Annotated in this window: 19 protein-coding genes; 7 read left to right on the top strand and 12 right to left on the bottom strand. The window is 54.3% G+C overall.

From position 1 onward, the window contains the following. Nucleotides 1-116: 116 nt before the first annotated feature. Entirely contained in the window at nt 117-1,871 is a 1,755-nt protein-coding gene (locus P6287_RS02270; RefSeq protein WP_101762289.1) for a sulfite reductase subunit alpha, read from the top strand. 53 nt (nt 1,872-1,924) lie between these two features. On the opposite strand, the gene sspB is transcribed toward P6287_RS02270, so the two are convergent. From sspB to zapE, 5 genes are all read right to left on the bottom strand, one after another. Further along, nucleotides 1,925-2,413, bottom strand: a complete 489-nt coding sequence (sspB, locus tag P6287_RS02265; protein WP_064737765.1) for a ClpXP protease specificity-enhancing factor — start codon at nt 2,411-2,413, stop codon at nt 1,925-1,927. Between the two features lie 3 nt (nt 2,414-2,416). Next, the gene (gene sspA / locus P6287_RS02260) at nt 2,417-3,058 is read right to left on the bottom strand and encodes a stringent starvation protein SspA (RefSeq protein WP_008104394.1); all 642 of its coding nucleotides are present in this window, start codon (nt 3,056-3,058) and stop codon (nt 2,417-2,419) included. Between the two features lie 329 nt (nt 3,059-3,387). Further along, entirely contained in the window at nt 3,388-3,780 is a 393-nt protein-coding gene (gene rpsI / locus P6287_RS02255) for a 30S ribosomal protein S9 (RefSeq protein ID WP_007886600.1), read from the bottom strand. A gap of 15 nt (nt 3,781-3,795) precedes the next feature. Next, on the bottom strand, nt 3,796-4,224 hold the full coding sequence (gene rplM, locus P6287_RS02250; protein ID WP_007886599.1) for a 50S ribosomal protein L13: 429 nt from the start codon (nt 4,222-4,224) through the stop codon (nt 3,796-3,798). Nucleotides 4,225-4,462: 238 nt separating this feature from the next. Next, nucleotides 4,463-5,590, bottom strand: a complete 1,128-nt coding sequence (zapE, locus tag P6287_RS02245) for a cell division protein ZapE (RefSeq protein ID WP_277974438.1) — start codon at nt 5,588-5,590, stop codon at nt 4,463-4,465. A gap of 190 nt (nt 5,591-5,780) precedes the next feature. Here zapE and zapG point away from each other — a divergent pair, with 190 nt between their 5' ends. The 3 genes from zapG (at nt 5,781) to degS (ending at nt 8,826) form a co-directional block, all read left to right on the top strand. Beyond that, complete coding sequence (zapG, locus tag P6287_RS02240; RefSeq protein ID WP_064737767.1) at nt 5,781-6,185, top strand: Z-ring associated protein ZapG; 405 nt, start codon at nt 5,781-5,783, stop codon at nt 6,183-6,185. A 104-nt stretch (nt 6,186-6,289) separates the two neighbouring features. Beyond that, entirely contained in the window at nt 6,290-7,660 is a 1,371-nt protein-coding gene (gene degQ / locus P6287_RS02235; RefSeq protein WP_101762291.1) for a serine endoprotease DegQ, read from the top strand. An 86-nt stretch (nt 7,661-7,746) separates the two neighbouring features. Beyond that, nucleotides 7,747-8,826, top strand: coding sequence for an outer membrane-stress sensor serine endopeptidase DegS (gene degS, locus P6287_RS02230; RefSeq protein WP_101762292.1), 1,080 nt, complete (start codon nt 7,747-7,749; stop codon nt 8,824-8,826). A gap of 23 nt (nt 8,827-8,849) precedes the next feature. Here degS and epmA read toward each other — a convergent pair whose 3' ends face one another. Beyond that, nucleotides 8,850-9,827, bottom strand: a complete 978-nt coding sequence (gene epmA / locus P6287_RS02225) for an elongation factor P--(R)-beta-lysine ligase (RefSeq protein WP_101762293.1) — start codon at nt 9,825-9,827, stop codon at nt 8,850-8,852. Between the two features lie 136 nt (nt 9,828-9,963). Between epmA and P6287_RS02220 the strand changes: the two genes are divergently transcribed. Beyond that, nucleotides 9,964-10,488, top strand: a complete 525-nt coding sequence (locus P6287_RS02220) for a lipocalin family protein (RefSeq protein ID WP_101762294.1) — start codon at nt 9,964-9,966, stop codon at nt 10,486-10,488. 39 nt (nt 10,489-10,527) lie between these two features. Here the strand turns inward: P6287_RS02220 and P6287_RS02215 are convergent, their stop codons facing one another. Beyond that, nucleotides 10,528-10,662: an entericidin A/B family lipoprotein gene (locus P6287_RS02215; RefSeq protein ID WP_007886592.1), complete on the bottom strand. Its 135-nt coding sequence runs from the start codon at nt 10,660-10,662 to the stop codon at nt 10,528-10,530. A gap of 145 nt (nt 10,663-10,807) precedes the next feature. Further along, nucleotides 10,808-11,374 carry an elongation factor P gene (efp, locus tag P6287_RS02210; RefSeq protein ID WP_034826669.1) on the bottom strand — a complete coding sequence of 189 codons (567 nt, stop codon included), beginning with the start codon at nt 11,372-11,374 and terminating at the stop codon, nt 10,808-10,810. A gap of 42 nt (nt 11,375-11,416) precedes the next feature. On the opposite strand from efp, the gene epmB reads away from it, so the two are divergent. Continuing rightward, complete coding sequence (gene epmB / locus P6287_RS02205; RefSeq protein WP_277974437.1) at nt 11,417-12,445, top strand: EF-P beta-lysylation protein EpmB; 1,029 nt, start codon at nt 11,417-11,419, stop codon at nt 12,443-12,445. 37 nt (nt 12,446-12,482) lie between these two features. Here epmB and P6287_RS02200 read toward each other — a convergent pair whose 3' ends face one another. The 4 genes from P6287_RS02200 to P6287_RS02185 form a co-directional block, all read right to left on the bottom strand. Then, nucleotides 12,483-12,830 (bottom strand): DUF4156 domain-containing protein, encoded by a 348-nt coding sequence (locus tag P6287_RS02200; protein ID WP_008104416.1) that lies wholly within the window; start codon nt 12,828-12,830, stop codon nt 12,483-12,485. A 197-nt stretch (nt 12,831-13,027) separates the two neighbouring features. Continuing rightward, nucleotides 13,028-14,680, bottom strand: coding sequence for a chaperonin GroEL (gene groL / locus P6287_RS02195; RefSeq protein WP_101762297.1), 1,653 nt, complete (start codon nt 14,678-14,680; stop codon nt 13,028-13,030). Nucleotides 14,681-14,726: 46 nt separating this feature from the next. Next, nucleotides 14,727-15,020, bottom strand: coding sequence for a co-chaperone GroES (locus P6287_RS02190; RefSeq protein ID WP_101762298.1), 294 nt, complete (start codon nt 15,018-15,020; stop codon nt 14,727-14,729). 191 nt (nt 15,021-15,211) lie between these two features. Further along, entirely contained in the window at nt 15,212-15,664 is a 453-nt protein-coding gene (locus P6287_RS02185) for an FxsA family protein (protein ID WP_192236087.1), read from the bottom strand. A gap of 375 nt (nt 15,665-16,039) precedes the next feature. On the opposite strand from P6287_RS02185, the gene aspA reads away from it, so the two are divergent. Beyond that, nucleotides 16,040-17,476: an aspartate ammonia-lyase gene (aspA, locus tag P6287_RS02180; protein ID WP_101762300.1), complete on the top strand. Its 1,437-nt coding sequence runs from the start codon at nt 16,040-16,042 to the stop codon at nt 17,474-17,476. Nucleotides 17,477-17,558 lie beyond the last annotated feature (82 nt).

The raw sequence follows: 17,558 nt of genomic DNA, 5'->3' as shown, positions 1-17,558 counted from the left end.
GAACAAGTGTAATTTTGACCTTTCCCTCACTACTTCAAGGTGCAGAAAGGCGGCAAACGCATCTGTAACCTGAAGTATGACAGGGATAAAATTTTGAACAGGATTGAGCCTTACCGATGAAAATTCCTTACATTCCTGAAGATGCACCGTTTAACGGTGAGCAGAAATACTGGCTGGCGGGCTTCCTCGCCGGTCTCCATTCGCGCCTGCTGGTATTAGAAGACAAGCAGAGCGCACCGGCTGCAGGTGCCAGCACCAATACGCAGCTGCACATCCTGTTCGGTTCACAGACCGGCAACGCTGAAGCGCTGTCGCAAACGGCCGCTAAAGCCGCACGCGCCAAAGGTTTGGTGCCGGTGGTTCAAGCGCTGGGCGAAGTGGATCTGGATGTGTTCGCTACCATGCGTCACGTGCTGATCGTCACCTCGACCTACGGCGAAGGCGAAATGCCGGACAACGCCCAGCTGTTCTGGAACGCGATTTCAGCCAGCACCGCGCCGCGTCTGGAGCAGATGCACTTTGCGGTATTGGCGATTGGCGACACCGGCTACGACGGTTTCTGCCAGGCAGGTAAATTCATCGATATGCGTCTTGAGCAGCTCGGTGCAAAACGCGTCGCCGATCGTATCGACTGCGATATCGACTTCGAAGAGCCATCCAGCGCGTGGATTGGTACGGCGATGCCGCAATTCGCCGCCAGTGCAGGCAGCAGCGGTACAGCATTAGAAAGCGCGCCAGAAGCGCCCGTCATTCCGGGCAGCAATAAGCAAAACCCCTATGCGGCTGCGTTGGTGACTAACAAGCGTCTTTCGGCAGAAGAGTCGGCGAAAGATATTCGTCACTTCGAGTTTGATCTCACCGACAGCGGTTTGAAATATGAAGCGGGCGATGCGCTGGGTGTGATCCCGGTGAACGACGCAGCACTGGTTTCACTGCTGCTGACTCAGCTCAAAGCAGATTACGAAACGCCAGTTCCCAGCTTTGATCGCAACCTCGGCGATCTGCTGACTTATCAGTTCGAAATTTCCGAGCCATCACGCAAACTGATTGAGTGGGTTGGCCAGCACACCACCAACCAGGAACTGCGTCACGTCCTGCAGCACGACGATAAAGATACCCTTGCCGTTTGGCTGTGGGGCAAAGACACGCTGGATCTGCTGCAGCTCGAGCTGACGCGCAGCCTGTCGGTGCCGGAATTCGTTGCCATGCTGCGTCCGTTACAGCATCGCGCTTACTCCATCTCGTCGAGCTCGAAAGCCCACCCAAATCAGGTACATCTGACCATTGCTTCCGTGCGCTATCACAGCAGCGGCCGCGAGCGTAAAGGCGTGTGCTCAACTTATCTGGCTGAACGTGTACGTCGCGGCGAAAAGCCGGCGATCTTCATCTCACCAAATAAAGCGTTCCGTGTACCGTCAAACGGCAATGCGCCGCTGATCATGGTTGGACCAGGCACCGGTATCGCACCGTTCCGCGCCTTCCTGCAGGAACGTCAGGCAACGGGCGCAGAAGGTAAAAACTGGCTGTTCTTCGGTGACCAGCATCAGGCACACGATTACATCTACGAAGAAGAGTTGCAGGCATGGCAGGAGAAAGGTCTGCTGACTAATCTGGATCTGGCCTTCTCGCGCGATCAGGAAGAGAAGATCTACGTGCAGAACCGCATGCTGGAGAAAGGCGCTGAGCTTTACGCCTGGCTGCAGGATGGCGCTTACTTCTACGTGTGTGGCGACGCATCTCGCATGGCAAAAGACGTTGATGCGGCGCTGTATGAAGTGGTTCGTCAGTTCGGTGGCTTGTCCAGCGAGCGCGCGGCGGCTTACGTTGATCAGCTGAAGAAAGATAAACGCTACCTGCGCGACGTCTACTAAGACGCGCAGGCATAAAAAAAACGGGCCAATTGGCCCGTTTTTTATTGCACGTTTTACTTCACCACACGCAGTGAAGGTCGTCCGCCACGCGGCGGCGGCTCATCATCTGGCGAATGATCGTCGTCAGTCGCATCATCCGGACGATCGCCATCAATCACAGACATCATTGTCTCTTCCTGACCGCTACCTTCCTGCTCGTCCGTCGCCAGCTCGTAAGCCGGTTCCGGCTCGAACATGGTGCCAGCGCCGTTTTCACGGGCATAAATCGCCAGAACTGCAGCCATCGGCACAGAAACCTGACGCGGTACGCCACCGAAACGCGCGTTGAAACGCACTTCATCATTGGCGAGGTCAAGATTGCCTACCGCACGCGGCGCGATGTTCAGAACGATCTGTCCATCACGCGCATATTCCAGCGGCACCTGCACACCAGGCAGATTGATGTCGACCACCAAATGCGGCGTCAACTGGTTATCCAGCAACCAGTCGTAGAACGCCCGCAACAGGTAAGGACGACGCGCCGTTAGTTGCGACATTTCCATACATTAGCCCCGAGCTTGCAGGCGCATTTCACGTTCTGCTTCCGTCAGTGACGCAAGGAAAGAGTCACGTTCAAACACACGCGTCATATAGCCTTTCAGCTCTTTAGAACCGGCGCCAGACAGGTCAACGCCCATCTGCGGCAGACGCCACAGCAGCGGTGCCAGATAGCAATCCACCAGGCTGAACTCTTCGCTCATGAAGAACGGTGTGCGTGCGAACAGTGGTGCAATCGCCAGCAGCTCTTCGCGCAGTTGCTTACGCGCTGCATCGGCTTCGGCACCGTTGGCGGTTTCGATGGTGCGCATCAGGCTGTACCAATCCTGCTCAATGCGGTGCATCATCAGACGGCTTTCACCGCGCGCTACCGGGTAAACCGGCATCAGCGGTGGATGCGGGAAACGCTCATCGAGGTATTCCATGATGATGCGTGATTCATACAGCGTCAGTTCACGGTCGACCAGCGTCGGTACGGTGCGATACGGGTTGAGGTCAATCAGATCCTGCGGCAGGTTATCCGTTTCAACCTGCTCGATCTCCACGCTGACGCCCTTCTCAGCCAGTACGATACGTACCTGATGGCTGAAAATGTCAGTCGGACCAGAAAACAGCGTCATTACCGAACGTTTGTTGGCAGCGACAGCCATGAAAACCTCCAAGTTTGTTCACAAAAAGATACTGCGAATAGCCAACCACGCGGCGACTCACCGGCTCATCAGATTCGCCTACCGTCAGCGTCAGGAGCATCGACCGGTCTTCCGGACAGGAACGACATGCACAACGCTGCGTCTTGCAGGCGCAAAGTGACAGTGAGTTTACCAGATTTTAAGCAGCTTGTGGGGCGGGCGTGATGATTTGCGGGCAAAATGCGGGTAAAGCTCGCGTTTTTCGTGGGAAAAAATCATTAATGCAGGCAATAAAAAACCCGCCGAAGCGGGTTTTTTGAGCCAACTGCCGCTGCCGAAGCAGCAAACAATTAACGCTTGGAGAACTGCGGACGACGACGTGCTTTACGCAGGCCGACTTTCTTACGTTCAACTTCACGCGCATCACGGGTAACGAAGCCCGCTTTACGCAGTTCAGAACGCAGAGACTCGTCGTACTCCATCAGAGCGCGTGTGATACCGTGACGGATCGCACCAGCCTGACCAGAAATACCACCACCTTTAACAGTGATGTACAGGTCAAATTTACCAACCATATCAACCAGCTCCAGCGGCTGACGCACGACCATGCGTGCAGTCTCGCGACCGAAGTACTGCTCCAAAGAGCGCTGGTTAATTACGATGTTACCGCTACCCGGCTTGATGAAGACGCGAGCGGCAGAGCTTTTGCGGCGACCAGTGCCGTAGTTTTGAGTTTCAGCCATTGCCTATAATCCCGATTAAATGTCAAGAACTTGCGGTTGCTGCGCCGCGTGGTTGTGCTCGTTGCCTGCGTAAACTTTCAGTTTACGGTACATAGCACGACCCAGTGGGCCTTTCGGCAGCATGCCTTTAACCGCGATTTCAATCACACGCTCAGGACGGCGCTCGATCATCTCTGCAAAGGTCGCTTGCTTGATACCACCGATGTGGCCAGTGTGGTGATAGTAAATCTTGTCAGTACGCTTGTTGCCGGTTACAGCAACTTTTTCTGCGTTCAGAACGATGATGTAATCACCGGTATCAACGTGCGGAGTATATTCCGCTTTGTGCTTACCACGCAGACGGCGCGCCAGTTCAGTCGCCAGGCGACCCAAGGTTTTGCCCGTTGCGTCAACAACATACCAGTCACGCTGTACGGTTTCTGGTTTAGCTGTAAAAGTTTTCATTGAAAAGCTTACCCAAATAAAAAGTTACACGTTGGTGAAATCCCAAACGCTAAGTAAACGATTGAGGCTCACACGACCATTTTGCCCAGCAAGCCACCCCTTCAAGTGAGTTACCGGATCACATCGAGTTCTTGGGAAAGAAAACCGATGCTGTAACGTGGGGTCGCAAGATTATAGAGAAGTCGAACTCAAAGATCGAACCTTTTTGCATCTAAAACCTACGATTTATGCCACGTCATCAGGGCAGATGCGGCAGACGCAAATACTCTTCGCTCTGCATCTCCTGCAAACGCGACAAGCAGCGCTGATACTCAAACTTCAAGCGTGTGCCCTGATAAATTTCAAACAGTGATGTTTCAGCCGCGACAACCAGTTTCACGTGGCGTTCGTAGAACTCATCGACCAACGCAAGGAAGCGGCGCGCCTGATCTTCGGTCTTATAAATCATCACCGGCACATCATACAGCAAGACGCTGTGAAAACGGCGCGAGAGCTCAATATAGTCGTGCTGACTGCGCCCTTCGCCGCACAGCGTCAGGAAATTGATCGCCAGCACGCCTTCATGCACGCCCAGCGTGGGCATCTGGCGATGGTTGATTTCCAGCACCGGCGCGTCTTCACGCGCTTTGCCGGACAGCGCGCGGAACATGCGCTCCATTTCGCTATGCGTGGCCTCGTTGAGCGGGAAGTTCCACAAATGCGCCGACGTTAGTGTGCGCAAACGGTAATCGATACCGGCGTCCACGTTCATCACTTCACAATGACGCTTGATTTGTTCGATGGCAGGCAGGAAACGCGGGCGCTGCAGGCCGTTGCGATAGAGCTCATCCGGCGGAATGTTCGAGGTGGCTACCAGCGAGATGCCGCGCGCAAACAGCGCTTCCATCAGCGTGCCCAGCAGCATGGCGTCGGTGATATCTGAGACAAAAAACTCATCGAAGCAGAGAATGTCAGTTTCCGCTTTAAAGCGATCGGCGACAATTAGCAGCGGATCGCTGTGGCCTTGCAGCTGCGTCAGTTCCTGATGGACACGCAGCATAAAGCGGTGGAAATGCAGGCGCAGCTTACGATCACCAGGAATTGACTGAAAAAACAGATCCATCACCCAGGTTTTACCGCGTCCCACACCGCCCCACATATACAGGCCGCGCACTGGCGCTTCGCGGGTGCTTTTCTCTTTATTCATTATCTTAGACAAGCGGCCCAACAGACCTTTGGCAGCCGGTTCAACCTGTTGCTGGCGGGCAATCAATCCTTGCTGGATGGTATCTAAGCGGGTAATCGCTTCTCGTTGTACGTCATCCGGGCGAAATTCGCCCTGCGACAGCGCCTGCTCGTAGCGTGCAAGCGGAGATGAGGTTTGCATGGTTCTCTCAGAATCCCTGAAAAAGTCCGATTCACGGGTCGGTTGACGAAAATTAGGCCGCTCTACACTAAGCGATGCAGCCCGATAGTTCCACTTCCAATAGATTATTGGGTATAGTGGCTGCTATTGAAGTTGATGTTGCAACAGAAGCAATGCCCTACGAAACAACGGAAATTACACGGGAGTCATTATGACCTGGGAATACGGGCTGATTGGTTTAGTGATTGGCATTATTGTCGGCGCAGTCGTCATGCGTTTTGGCAACAAGAAGCTGCGTGAGCAGCGTAGCATGCAGTATGAACTGGAAAAATCGAAGGCTGAGCTGGCGGATTACCGCGAGGAGCTCACCAACCACTTCGCCCGCAGCGCCGAGCTGCTGGACAATATGGCGCATGATTATCGCCAGCTGTATCAGCACATGGCGAAAGGGTCTAACGACCTGCTGCCAAATCTGCCCGGCGAGAAAAATCCGTTTGCCTACCAGTTAACGGAAGCCGAAGCGGATAACGATCAGGCGCCGGTGCAGATGCCGCGTGATTACTCTGAAGGCGCATCCGGCCTGTTACGTGGCAGCGACCGCGCTCCGCGTAATTAATCCTTTTGGGGCACAGCTTAGCTGTGCCCTTTTTGTTTTCGAACACAAACCACAAACTACTGTCACACTTCTTTTATCCCTTTCGCAGCGAGAGCGTTGTAGCAATGAAAAAACAAGCACGTCTGTTAAGCGCATTAGCCTTAGGTATCGGGATGAGTTTGGCTGCGGCGCCGAGTGCGCTGGCAACTCTTCCCGCCCAGATTCAGGGACAAGCATTGCCAAGCCTGGCACCGATGCTGGAAAAAGTTCTGCCCGCAGTAGTGAGCGTGCGTGTTGAAGGTACCGACAGCGGTCAGCAGGCGCAGGATATTCCTGAACCACTGAAGCGCTTTTTTGGTCAGGCACCGGGACAATCGCAGCCGCAGCCTTTTGAAGGTCTGGGTTCTGGCGTGATCATTGATGCCGCTAAAGGCTATATCCTCACCAATAACCATGTGGTCAGCAACGCCGATAAAATCAGCGTGCAGCTGGGTGACGGCAACGAATATGACGCTAAGTTAATTGGTCACGATGAACAAACCGACATCGCATTGATCCAGGTTGAAGGCGCGAAAAACCTGACGCAGGTGAAAATCGCCGACTCTGATTCGCTGAAAGTGGGTGATTTTGCCGTGGCCATCGGTAACCCGTTTGGTCTGGGTCAAACCGCCACGTCGGGCATCATCTCTGCGCTCGGTCGTAGCGGCCTGAATCTGGAAGGACTGGAAAACTTCATTCAGACCGATGCCGCGATTAACCGCGGTAACTCCGGTGGTGCGCTGGTGAACCTGAATGGTGAGTTGATTGGTATCAACACCGCGATTCTGGCGTCAAGCGGCGGCAACATCGGCATTGGCTTCGCCATTCCCGCCAATATGGCGATGAACCTGGCGCAGCAGCTGATTCAGTTCGGCGAAGTGAAGCGCGGTCAGCTTGGTATCAAAGGTACGGAAATGACCGCCGATATCGCCAAAGCGTTTAACGTCGATGCGCAGCGCGGTGCCTTTGTTTCGGAAGTGCTGCCGAAGTCAGCCGCCGAGAAAGCGGGCATCAAAGCTGGCGATATCATCACCTCCATCAATGATAAGCCGATCACCAGCTTTGCTGAGCTGCGTGTGAAAGTCGGCACCACGCCGCCGGGCCAGGATGTGAAAATCGGCCTGCTACGTGAAGGCAAACCGGTCAACGTCACCGTCACGCTGGAACAGAGCGCGCAAACCACCGCCAGCGCGCAGCTGATGTCGCCTGCACTGCAAGGCGCAACGCTGAGCGACGGCGCGACCAAAACCGGTGATAAAGGCGTGAAAGTCGATGCCATTGAAAAAGGCACGCCAGCGGAGCAAGTCGGTTTGCAGAAAGATGATGTGATCATCGGCGTAAACCGCAATCGCGTCGCTTCTATTGCCGAAATGCGCAAAGTGCTGGAAGGCAAACCGCCGGTGCTGGCACTGAACGTGGTGCGCGGCGAAGAGACGATTTACCTGCTTCTGCGATAATCCTCGCAACAGGCGGACAAGCAGGTGTTTGTCCGCCTTTCTCATGCTATTCTGCCCTGCGATCTCACCTGGCTTGAAATAACACCATGTTTCTTAAACTTTTGCGTTCTGTGGTGATGGGCCTGATCGTGGCTGGCTTACTGCTCGTCGCGATCCCTGCGCTGCGTATGGGCAGCAACGTCACCTTTGATCAAGACAACAGCGACGATGAAGCACCCGTTAGTTTTAATCAGGGTGTGCGACGTGCCGTGCCCGCGGTCGTTAACGTCTATAACCGCAGTGCCCACGGCAACAATAATCGCGGCATCACGACGCTGGGTTCCGGCGTCATCATGAACGGCAAAGGCTACATCCTCACTAACAAACACGTGATTAATAACGCCGACCAAATCATCGTCGCGCTGCAGGATGGACGCTTCTTTGAAGCCACCTTAGTGGGTTCCGATGCCATGACCGATTTAGCGGTGCTGAAAATCAGCGCCTCGAACTTGCCGGTTATCCCCATCAACGCCAAACGTATCGCGCACATCGGCGACGTCGTCATGGCGATCGGCAACCCATACAACCTCGGCCAAACCGTGACGCAAGGCATCATCAGCGCCACCGGACGCGTGGGCCTGAGCTCATCCGGACGACAAAACTTCCTGCAGACCGATGCCTCGATCAATCAGGGTAACTCGGGCGGCGCATTGATTAACTCGCTTGGTGAACTGATGGGCATTAACACCCTGACGTTTGATAAAAGCAGCGATGGCGAAACGCCGGAAGGGATTGGTTTCGCCATTCCCACCGCGCTGGCGAGCAAAATCATGGATAAGCTGATTCGTGATGGTCGGGTGATTCGCGGCTACATCGGCATCACCGGGCGCGAACTGCCGCCGCTGCATGGCCAGGGCAGTAATCTTGATCGCGTGCAGGGCATTATCGTTAGCGACGTCACGCCGAATGGCCCCGCCGATAGCGCCGGCATTCAGGCCAATGACGTGCTGCTGGAAGTGAATGGTAAACCGGCGCTCTCGGCGCAGGAAACCATGGATCAGGTGGCAGAAATTCGTCCGGGCTCGGTGATTGACGTGCAGATCTTGCGCAATGAAAAGAAAATGACCTTGCCGGTGACGATTCAGGAATTCCCGGAAGTGACCGCGCCCGCCACCACCACGCCATAAGGGCGCTTGCGCGCCCTGATGATTTAGCTGCGATCGACCGGGAAGGCGATCACTTCGCTTAGCGAGCTGGCTTTCAGCGCCAGCATGATCAAACGATCCACGCCCAACGCCACGCCAGAACAGGCAGGCATACCGTGCGCCAGCGCATCCAGCAGATAAGTATCGATAGGATGTTGCGGCAGGCCACGCGCGGCTCGACGACGATTGTCCTGCTCAAAGCGCTGACGCTGCTCGCGGCTATCGGTTAATTCACGGAAACCGTTCGCCAGCTCAATCCCTTTGTAATAGACCTCAAAGCGCTCGGCGACGCGGTGATCTTCCGTACTGATCTCCGCCAATGCGGCCTGCGTCGCAGGGAAATGGTAGACGAAGCACGGCTTATCGTTACCAATCTTCGGCTCAACGCCCAGCATAAACAGCAGCTGCAGCAGCGTATCGCGGTCTTCTTCACGATTGGCCAACTCGCCCTCGCCCAGCTTCTCCGCCACTTCGCGTAGCTGCGCTTTATCAGCCGATAACGGATCGACTTCCAGATGGCGGATAAACGCCTGCTGGTACGACAGAGATTCCGCGCTGTCGCACTCCAGCACCTGCTGCATCAAATCGTCCACCTCATTCATGAGGCGGTACATGTCGTAGTGCGGACGATACCACTCCAGCATGGTGAACTCGGGATTGTGGTGACGCCCTGCCTCCTCATTACGGAAGCTGCGACCCATCTGGTAAATCGGACCACTTCCGGCCGCCAGCAGGCGCTTCATGTGATATTCCGGACTGGTCATCAGCCACAGATCGCGCCCTTCGGCTGCGCCTGGCCCAACAAAACGCGTCTGGAACGGCACCAGATGGATGTCAGTGATGGTCGCCTGGCTCATCGCCGGGGTATCGACCTCCAGCACGCCGCGATCGGCAAAGAAACGACGTATTTCCGCCATGATAGCGGCGCGTTTCAACAAATTGGCAATGGGTGCGCTCGGCTGCCAGCTTGCCGTTTCGCTCATGTTGATGACTCCTCATACAGATAAGGGGTGGAAGTCTACCCGCAATGCCGATGGCAAACAACGGCAGCGGGCGCAGGCAGCAATTTGCTAGCGGGCAGCTATACTTAACCCATTAAAATCGTGAAGGAATCCCACAATGTCTCCATGGAAAACCCTGCTTGCCAGCCTGAGCGCTTTTCTCTCCGTTGCCTGCTCAACCGCGCCGCCTAAAGGTGTCACAGTAGTAGAGGGTTTCGACAGTCAGCGCTATCTCGGCCAATGGTATGAAATCGCCCGCCTCGATCACCGCTTTGAGCGCGGATTACAACAGGTTACCGCTAATTATAGTCCGCGCGAGGATGGCGGTTTGAAGGTGATCAATCGCGGCTACAATCAGCAGAAACAGCGCTGGCAAGAGAGCGTTGGCAAAGCCTACTTCACCGGCGATAAACAGCGCGCCGCGCTGAAGGTGTCGTTCTTTGGCCCGTTCTATGGTGGCTACAACGTGATCGCATTGGATCCTGACTATCGCTATGCGCTGGTGTGCGGGCCGAATCGTAGCTACTTGTGGATTCTGTCACGTACGCCGCAGCTGGATGAAAATGTTAAGCAACGCCTGGTTGAACAGGCCAGAAGTGCCGGATTCCCGGTGGATGAGCTGATTTGGGTGGAGCAGAAATAGAGAGGACCGGTGCGAAAGTCGCTTTCGCACCGGACTATCTTACTGTGCGCTGCGCTGGATTGCCTTGCCGCCCGCCGAAACGTCTTCGCCAACACCACGCGTGGTGTTACAAGCGGTCAGAACGGATGAGAGCACCAGCACGGAAAAAATCGCGACAATACTTTTCTTTAACATAGCCATATCCTTTTTGGTTGCAGTAAAAGTACAGCTCTTAAAGCATAGTCTTGATCTGTAAAACTGCGGATTGGACAGATGAAAAAAGAGAAGGGAAACACACAGTGAGAAAAAAGGCGCATCAATGATGCGCCTGATTTGACGATTATTTTACGCGAGAAACGTATTCGCCAGAGCGGGTATCTACTTTTACCACTTCGCCAATCTGTACGAACAATGGCACTTTGATTACCGCGCCAGTCGACAGCGTCGCGGGCTTACCGCCGGTACCTGCGGTATCACCCTTCAAGCCTGGATCGGTTTCGATAACTTCCGCTTCGATGAAGTTCGGTGGCTGAACAGCGATCGCTTTATCGTTCCACAGGGTAACGATACAATCCGCATTGTCCTGCAGCCACTTGGTCACGTCATCCAGCACTTTAGATTCGATCTGATACTGCTCGAAAGATTCCGGGTGCATGAAGTAGTAGAAGTCGCCGTCGTTGTAAGAGTATTGCAGCGTCATATCACGAACGTCTGCGCCTTCGGCAGAGTCAGTAGATTTGAAGGTCTTCTCAACGCGAGAACCGGTCAGCAGACGACGCATTTTAACGCGCGCAAATGCCTGGCCTTTACCCGGCTTAACGAACTCACTGGCTTCGATGGCATATGGCTCGCCTTCGAACATGATTTTAAGACCGGGACGGAAATCGTTGCTAAGATAAGTCGCCATAAAGGCCCTCTGTAAATATTGAACTGGTAAATAGCCAAAAAAATGGCACACATTGTAACCCTAAATCCCCCCGTCAGAGAAGATTGGTTGCAGCAACTAGCTGATGTTGTCACCGAACCTGCTGAATTACTGCAACTTTTATCTCTTGATCAGCATGCTGATCTGGCTGCAGGCGCGGATGCGCGCAAGCTTTTCGCCCTGCGCGTACCGCGCGCCTTCATCGCACGCATGAAAAAAGGCGATGCGGCCGACCCGCTGCTGCTGCAAGTGCTCACCAGCCGTCAGGAATTTATCGATGCGCCAGGTTATAGCACCGATCCGCTGGATGAACAAAGCAGCGTGGTGCCGGGTTTACTGCATAAGTATAGAAACCGAGCGCTGCTGCTGGTAAAAGGCGGCTGTGCGGTCAACTGCCGCTACTGTTTCCGCCGCCATTTCCCCTATCAGGATAATCAGGGCAACAAGCGCAACTGGCAGGCAGCGATTGACTACATCGCCACGCATCCGGAACTGGACGAGATCATATTCTCCGGCGGCGATCCGCTGATGGCGAAAGATCATGAACTGGCATGGCTGGTGGGCGCGCTGGAGAAAATCCCGCATCTCAAACGCCTGCGTATTCACAGCCGCTTGCCGGTGGTGATCCCGTCGCGTATCACCGAAAGCTTGTGTCAGATTCTGGCGGACACGCGCCTGCAGGTATTGATGGTGAGCCATATCAACCATGCGCAGGAAATTGATGATGAGCTGCGTTACGGCATGCAGATGCTGAAGCGTGCCGGCGTGACGCTGCTCAATCAGAGCGTGTTGCTGCGTGATGTGAATGATGATGCGCAGACGCTAGCGGATCTCAGTAATGCGCTGTTTGATGCTGGCATTCTGCCCTACTACCTGCACGTGCTGGATAAGGTGCAAGGCGCGGCGCACTTCTTTGTGTCAGATGAGGAAGCACGTGGGCTGATGCGCCAGCTGCTGCCGATGGTTTCCGGTTATATGGTGCCGAAACTGGCGCGCGAGATTGGCGGCGAGCCAAGCAAGACGCCGCTGGATTTGCAGCTGCGTCAGGCATAAAAAAAGCCGCATCAGCGGCTTTTTTTACAACTGCAACTTACGGGCACTTATACACCTGGCCGGTCATTTTGCTGTCGAGCGGTGCGAAAGCTGACAGCAGATTCTGCGTCGGGCTGGTGGCGCCATAAATCACGTTGCCGCCCATTTCTGCCGCGCGGTTGCGTAGGTCGTTAGCTGCGCCACGCAGTGAACTGCCTTCACCGCCTGAACCGCTCAGCCAGTTGCTCTGAGAGCCGGTAAGCGTTCCCAGCAGCTGACATTGACTTGCGGGTTGTTGGTCGACGAAGGTCACACGTTCGCCGCCAGCACTCAGTTGATTGGAGCTGCTACAGCCCGCCAGCAGTAAAGTTCCGACTGCCAGACCGAGCAAGAGGTTAATCCGCATTGTAATCCCCATTTATTATCATCAGTGTCGGGCGGCAGCGTAGCAGAAAAGCGCACTTTTTTTCTGAACATTCATTGCCCTAAACCCGTAAAGCCGAAGTATTGCGCCCTTACTTATACCTTGTTCCCCAGCAAAAGAAAAACCCCCGACCGTTTCCGATCGGGGGTTTTCCAGATGACTTAAGCAGTCAGGGGCAATTACATCATGCCGCCCATTCCGCCCATGCCACCCATACCGCCAGCGCCGCCTAAATCAGGTGCGTCGCTTTTTGGCAGGTCAGTCACCATCGCTTCGGTGGTGATCATCAGGCCCGCAACCGATGAAGCGTACTGCAGCGCAGAACGAGTCACTTTGGTTGGATCCAGGATACCGAAGTCGATCATGTTGCCGTACTCTTCAGTCTGCGCGTTATAACCGTAGTTACCGTCGCCTGCTTTCACGTTGTTAGCAACAACTGAAGGCTCTTCGCCGGCGTTGGAAACGATCTGACGCAGCGGGGCTTCCATTGCGCGCAGCGCAACTTTGATACCCACGTTCTGATCTTCGTTATCGCCTTTCAGGCCAGATGCGGCGATTTTCGCTGCAACGCGAACCAGCGCCACACCACCACCGGCAACCACGCCTTCTTCAACCGCAGCACGGGTCGCGTGCAGGGCATCTTCAACGCGTGCTTTCTTCTCTTTCATTTCAACTTCAGTTGCTGCGCCCACTTTCAGCACGGCTACGCCGCCTGCCAGTTTCGCTACGCGCTCCTGCAGTTTCTCTTTGTCGTAATCAGAGGTTGCTTCTTCGATCTGCTGACGAATCTGCGTTACGCGGCCAGAGATAGCGCCTTGATCGCCCACGCCATCGATGATGGTGGTGGTGTCTTTGTTGATCACAACGCGTTTTGCCTGACCCAGATCTTCCAGGGTAGCTTTCTCCAGCTCCATACCGATCTCTTCAGAGATCACGGTACCGCCGGTCAGGATAGCGATATCCTGCAGCATCGCTTTACGACGGTCGCCGAAGCCAGGTGCTTTAACCGCAGCTACTTTGACGATACCGCGCATGGTGTTCACCACCAGCGTTGCCAGGGCTTCACCTTCCACGTCTTCTGCAATGATCAGGAGTGGCTTACCGGCTTTCGCAACGGCTTCCAGCACTGGCAGCATTTCGCGGATGTTAGAGATTTTCTTGTCAGCCAGCAGGATGAACGGGGTTTCCAGCTCAACAGCGCCTGTTTCTGGCTTGTTGATGAAGTACGGAGACAGGTAGCCGCGGTCAAACTGCATACCTTCAACCACGTCCAGCTCGTCTTGCAGGCCGGTGCCTTCTTCAACGGTGATAACGCCTTCTTTGCCCACTTTGTCCATCGCGTCGGCAATCAGTTTGCCCACGGTTTCATCAGAGTTAGCAGAGATGGTACCAACCTGTGCAATCGCGCGTGAATCCTGGCAAGGCACAGACAGGGTTTTCAGTTCTTCAACGGCGGCGATAACGGCTTTATCGATACCGCGCTTCAGATCCATCGGGTTCATGCCCGCAGCGACGGCTTTCAGGCCTTCGGTGATGATGGCCTGAGCCAGTACAGTTGCGGTGGTGGTGCCGTCGCCTGCTGCGTCGTTCGCTTTAGAGGCCACTTCTTTCACCATCTGTGCGCCCATGTTTTCGAACTTGTCTTCCAGCTCGATTTCACGCGCAACAGAAACACCATCTTTGGTGATGGTCGGTGCACCAAAAGATTTATCCAGAACCACGTTACGGCCTTTCGGGCCCAGGGTAACTTTTACTGCATCTGCCAGTACGTTTACGCCGCGCAGCATTTTTACGCGTGCGTCATTACCGAATTTTACGTCTTTAGCTGCCATTTCAAATATCCCTTAAATTCGTTTCGTTCAGTGAATTGCGCGTAAATTACGCTTCAACAACTGCCAGGATGTCGCTTTCGGAGATGATCAGAACTTCTTCGTTGTCGATTTTCTCGGTTTTGGCACCGTAGCCTTCGCTGAAAATCACCAGATCACCCACTTTTACGTCCAGTGGCTTAACTTCACCGTTTTCCAGGATGCGGCCTTTGCCAACAGCCAGGATTTCACCGCGGGTAGATTTACCGGCAGCTGAACCGGTCAGCACGATGCCGCCCGCTGATTTAGCTTCGACTTCTTTACGCTTGACGATAACGCGATCGTGCAATGGACGAATTTTCATTTGATAGCTCTCCTTTAGAAAGTCCAATCATTCATTTTTGGGGTTGAGCCGGACAGCAGGGCTTCCAGCCTCGTGCTGGAAGAGATAGGGGCAATAAGTGGGCTTTCAAGGGCAAAAAATATAAATATTTTCGTTTCTGCAACAGACGGCGAAAAAAGCAACAAAAAGGCGGCTTGCGCCGCCTTGATTATCTAATGGTCTTTGTCATGACCTATTTGGTCCTGATCTTTGCGCTCATATTCACCGTCCACGGTGAAACCCGCATCCGGACCGGCGCCCGGACCTCGCCATACGCGCAAGTGCGGCATCAGCTTCAACGTCAGATGCTTCTGCACCGGCGGCAACAGCAGCAGTAAACCGAGGAAGTCGGTGAAGAAACCGGGCAACAGCAGCAGGAAGCCGGAGATAATCAGCGAAACGCTTTTGGTCATCTCAGCCGCCGGGCTTTCGTTACGCGCCAGCTTCTCCTGCATCAAACGGAAGTTCTTCATGCCCTGATTTTTCACCAGCGACACACCAATACACGAGGTGAAGATCACCAATAGCATGGTGAGCAGCACGCCCAGCGCATGCGCGACCTGAATGAAGATTGAGATCTCAATCCAGGCCAAAACAAAAAAAATCACGAACGGTAACCAGCGCACCGAGTTCTCCTGTGAGTTGAAGCTGCCCCGCAAATGGCCAGGCAGCAGAAAGGGAGGGTCTGTATGACCGTATTGATAGAGATGGGCATTTGCACCGGCATTTTCAACCGCTCCTGCCATTTTTTTCCCACTGACTTAAAATTGCGAAGTACATCACATATCGTTATTACCGCTGGGCCTGCAAAAGCCCGTAAAGTGATCTGTGCACAAACAATTCTGTAACATCAGAATATGATCGTGCCCGTCAGTGCGAAGATGGATAATATGTCGGCGCTGACATTCCACGACAATATAATCGCTTCACCTGCACGTTGTTTGCCGCCCGTCCATCCCGACGCCCGGCAGTAACCAGGCAGCAATAACAAGAAGGTAATCATGGCGAACAACATTCGTATCGAAGAAGACCTGTTAGGCATGCGCGAAGTTCCGGCAGACGCTTACTACGGTGTTCATACTCTGCGTGCGATTGAAAACTTCTACATTAGTAATAACAAAATCAGCGACATACCGGAGTTTGTCCGCGGTATGGTGATGGTGAAGAAAGCAGCCGCGCTCGCCAACAAAGAGTTGCAGACCATTCCCCGCAATATCGCCAACACCATTATTCAGGCCTGTGATGAAGTGCTGAATAACGGTAAATGCATGGATCAGTTCCCGGTTGACGTCTATCAGGGCGGCGCGGGCACCTCGGTCAACATGAACACCAATGAAGTGCTGGCCAACATCGGCCTGGAGCTGATGGGCCACCAGAAAGGTGAATATCAGTACCTCAATCCCAACGATCACGTGAACAAGTGTCAGTCCACCAACGATGCTTATCCAACCGGTTTTCGTATCGCGGTGTACGCTTCGATCCTGAAACTGCTCGACGGCATCAATCAGCTGAGCGAAGGTTTCCAGCGCAAAGCGGTTGAATTCGAAAGCATTCTGAAAATGGGTCGTACTCAGCTGCAGGATGCAGTGCCGATGACGCTTGGCCAGGAGTTCCACGCGTTTAACGTGCTGCTGAATGAAGAGACTCGCAGCATTCTGCGCACCGCTGAACTGCTGCTGGAAGTGAACCTCGGCGCCACCGCCATCGGCACACGTCTCAATACGCCGGATGGCTATCAGCAGCTGGCGGTACAGCGTCTGGCGGAAGTGAGTAATCTGCCGGTGGTGCCTGCAGAAGATTTGATTGAAGCCACCTCCGACTGCGGCGCGTACGTGATGGTGCACTCGGCGCTGAAACGCCTGGCCGTGAAACTATCGAAAATCTGTAACGACCTGCGCCTGCTCTCCTCCGGTCCGCGCGCCGGCCTGAATGAGATCAATCTGCCTGAACTGCAGGCCGGTTCATCAATCATGCCCGCCAAAGTCAATCCGGTGGTGCCAGAAGTGGTGAACCAGGTGTGCTTCAAAGTGATCGGCAATGACATCACCGTCACCATGGCGTCAGAAGCGGGTCAGCTGCAGCTCAACGTGATGGAGCCAGTGATTGGCCAGGCGCTGTTTGAATCGATCAGCATCCTGACTAACGCCTGCTTCAACCTGCTGGAAAAATGCGTCAACGGCATCACCGCCAACAAAGCGGTGTGTGAAGCTTACGTGTTCAACTCGATTGGTATCGTCACTTACCTCAACCCGTACATCGGCCACCACAACGGCGATATCGTCGGTAAGATTTGCGCCGAAACCGGTAAAAGCGTGCGTGAAGTGGTGCTGGAGCGCGGCCTGCTGACGGAAACCGAACTGGATGACATTTTCTCCATTCAGAACCTGATGCATCCGGCGTACAAAGCCAAACGCTACACCGACGAAAACGAACAGTAATCCGTTCCGGATCAAGTTGCCAACAGCACGCCCATATACAATGCGGCGTGCTTTTTTCATTTTGGCGGCTACAACTTTAAGA

The sequence above is a fragment of the Pantoea sp. X85 genome, assembly GCF_029623675.1.
In the GTDB taxonomy this organism is placed as follows: Bacteria; Pseudomonadota; Gammaproteobacteria; order Enterobacterales; family Enterobacteriaceae; genus Pantoea; species Pantoea leporis.
Note: the sequence above shows the minus strand (reverse complement) of the source record. Positions and strands in the feature narration are given on the sequence as shown.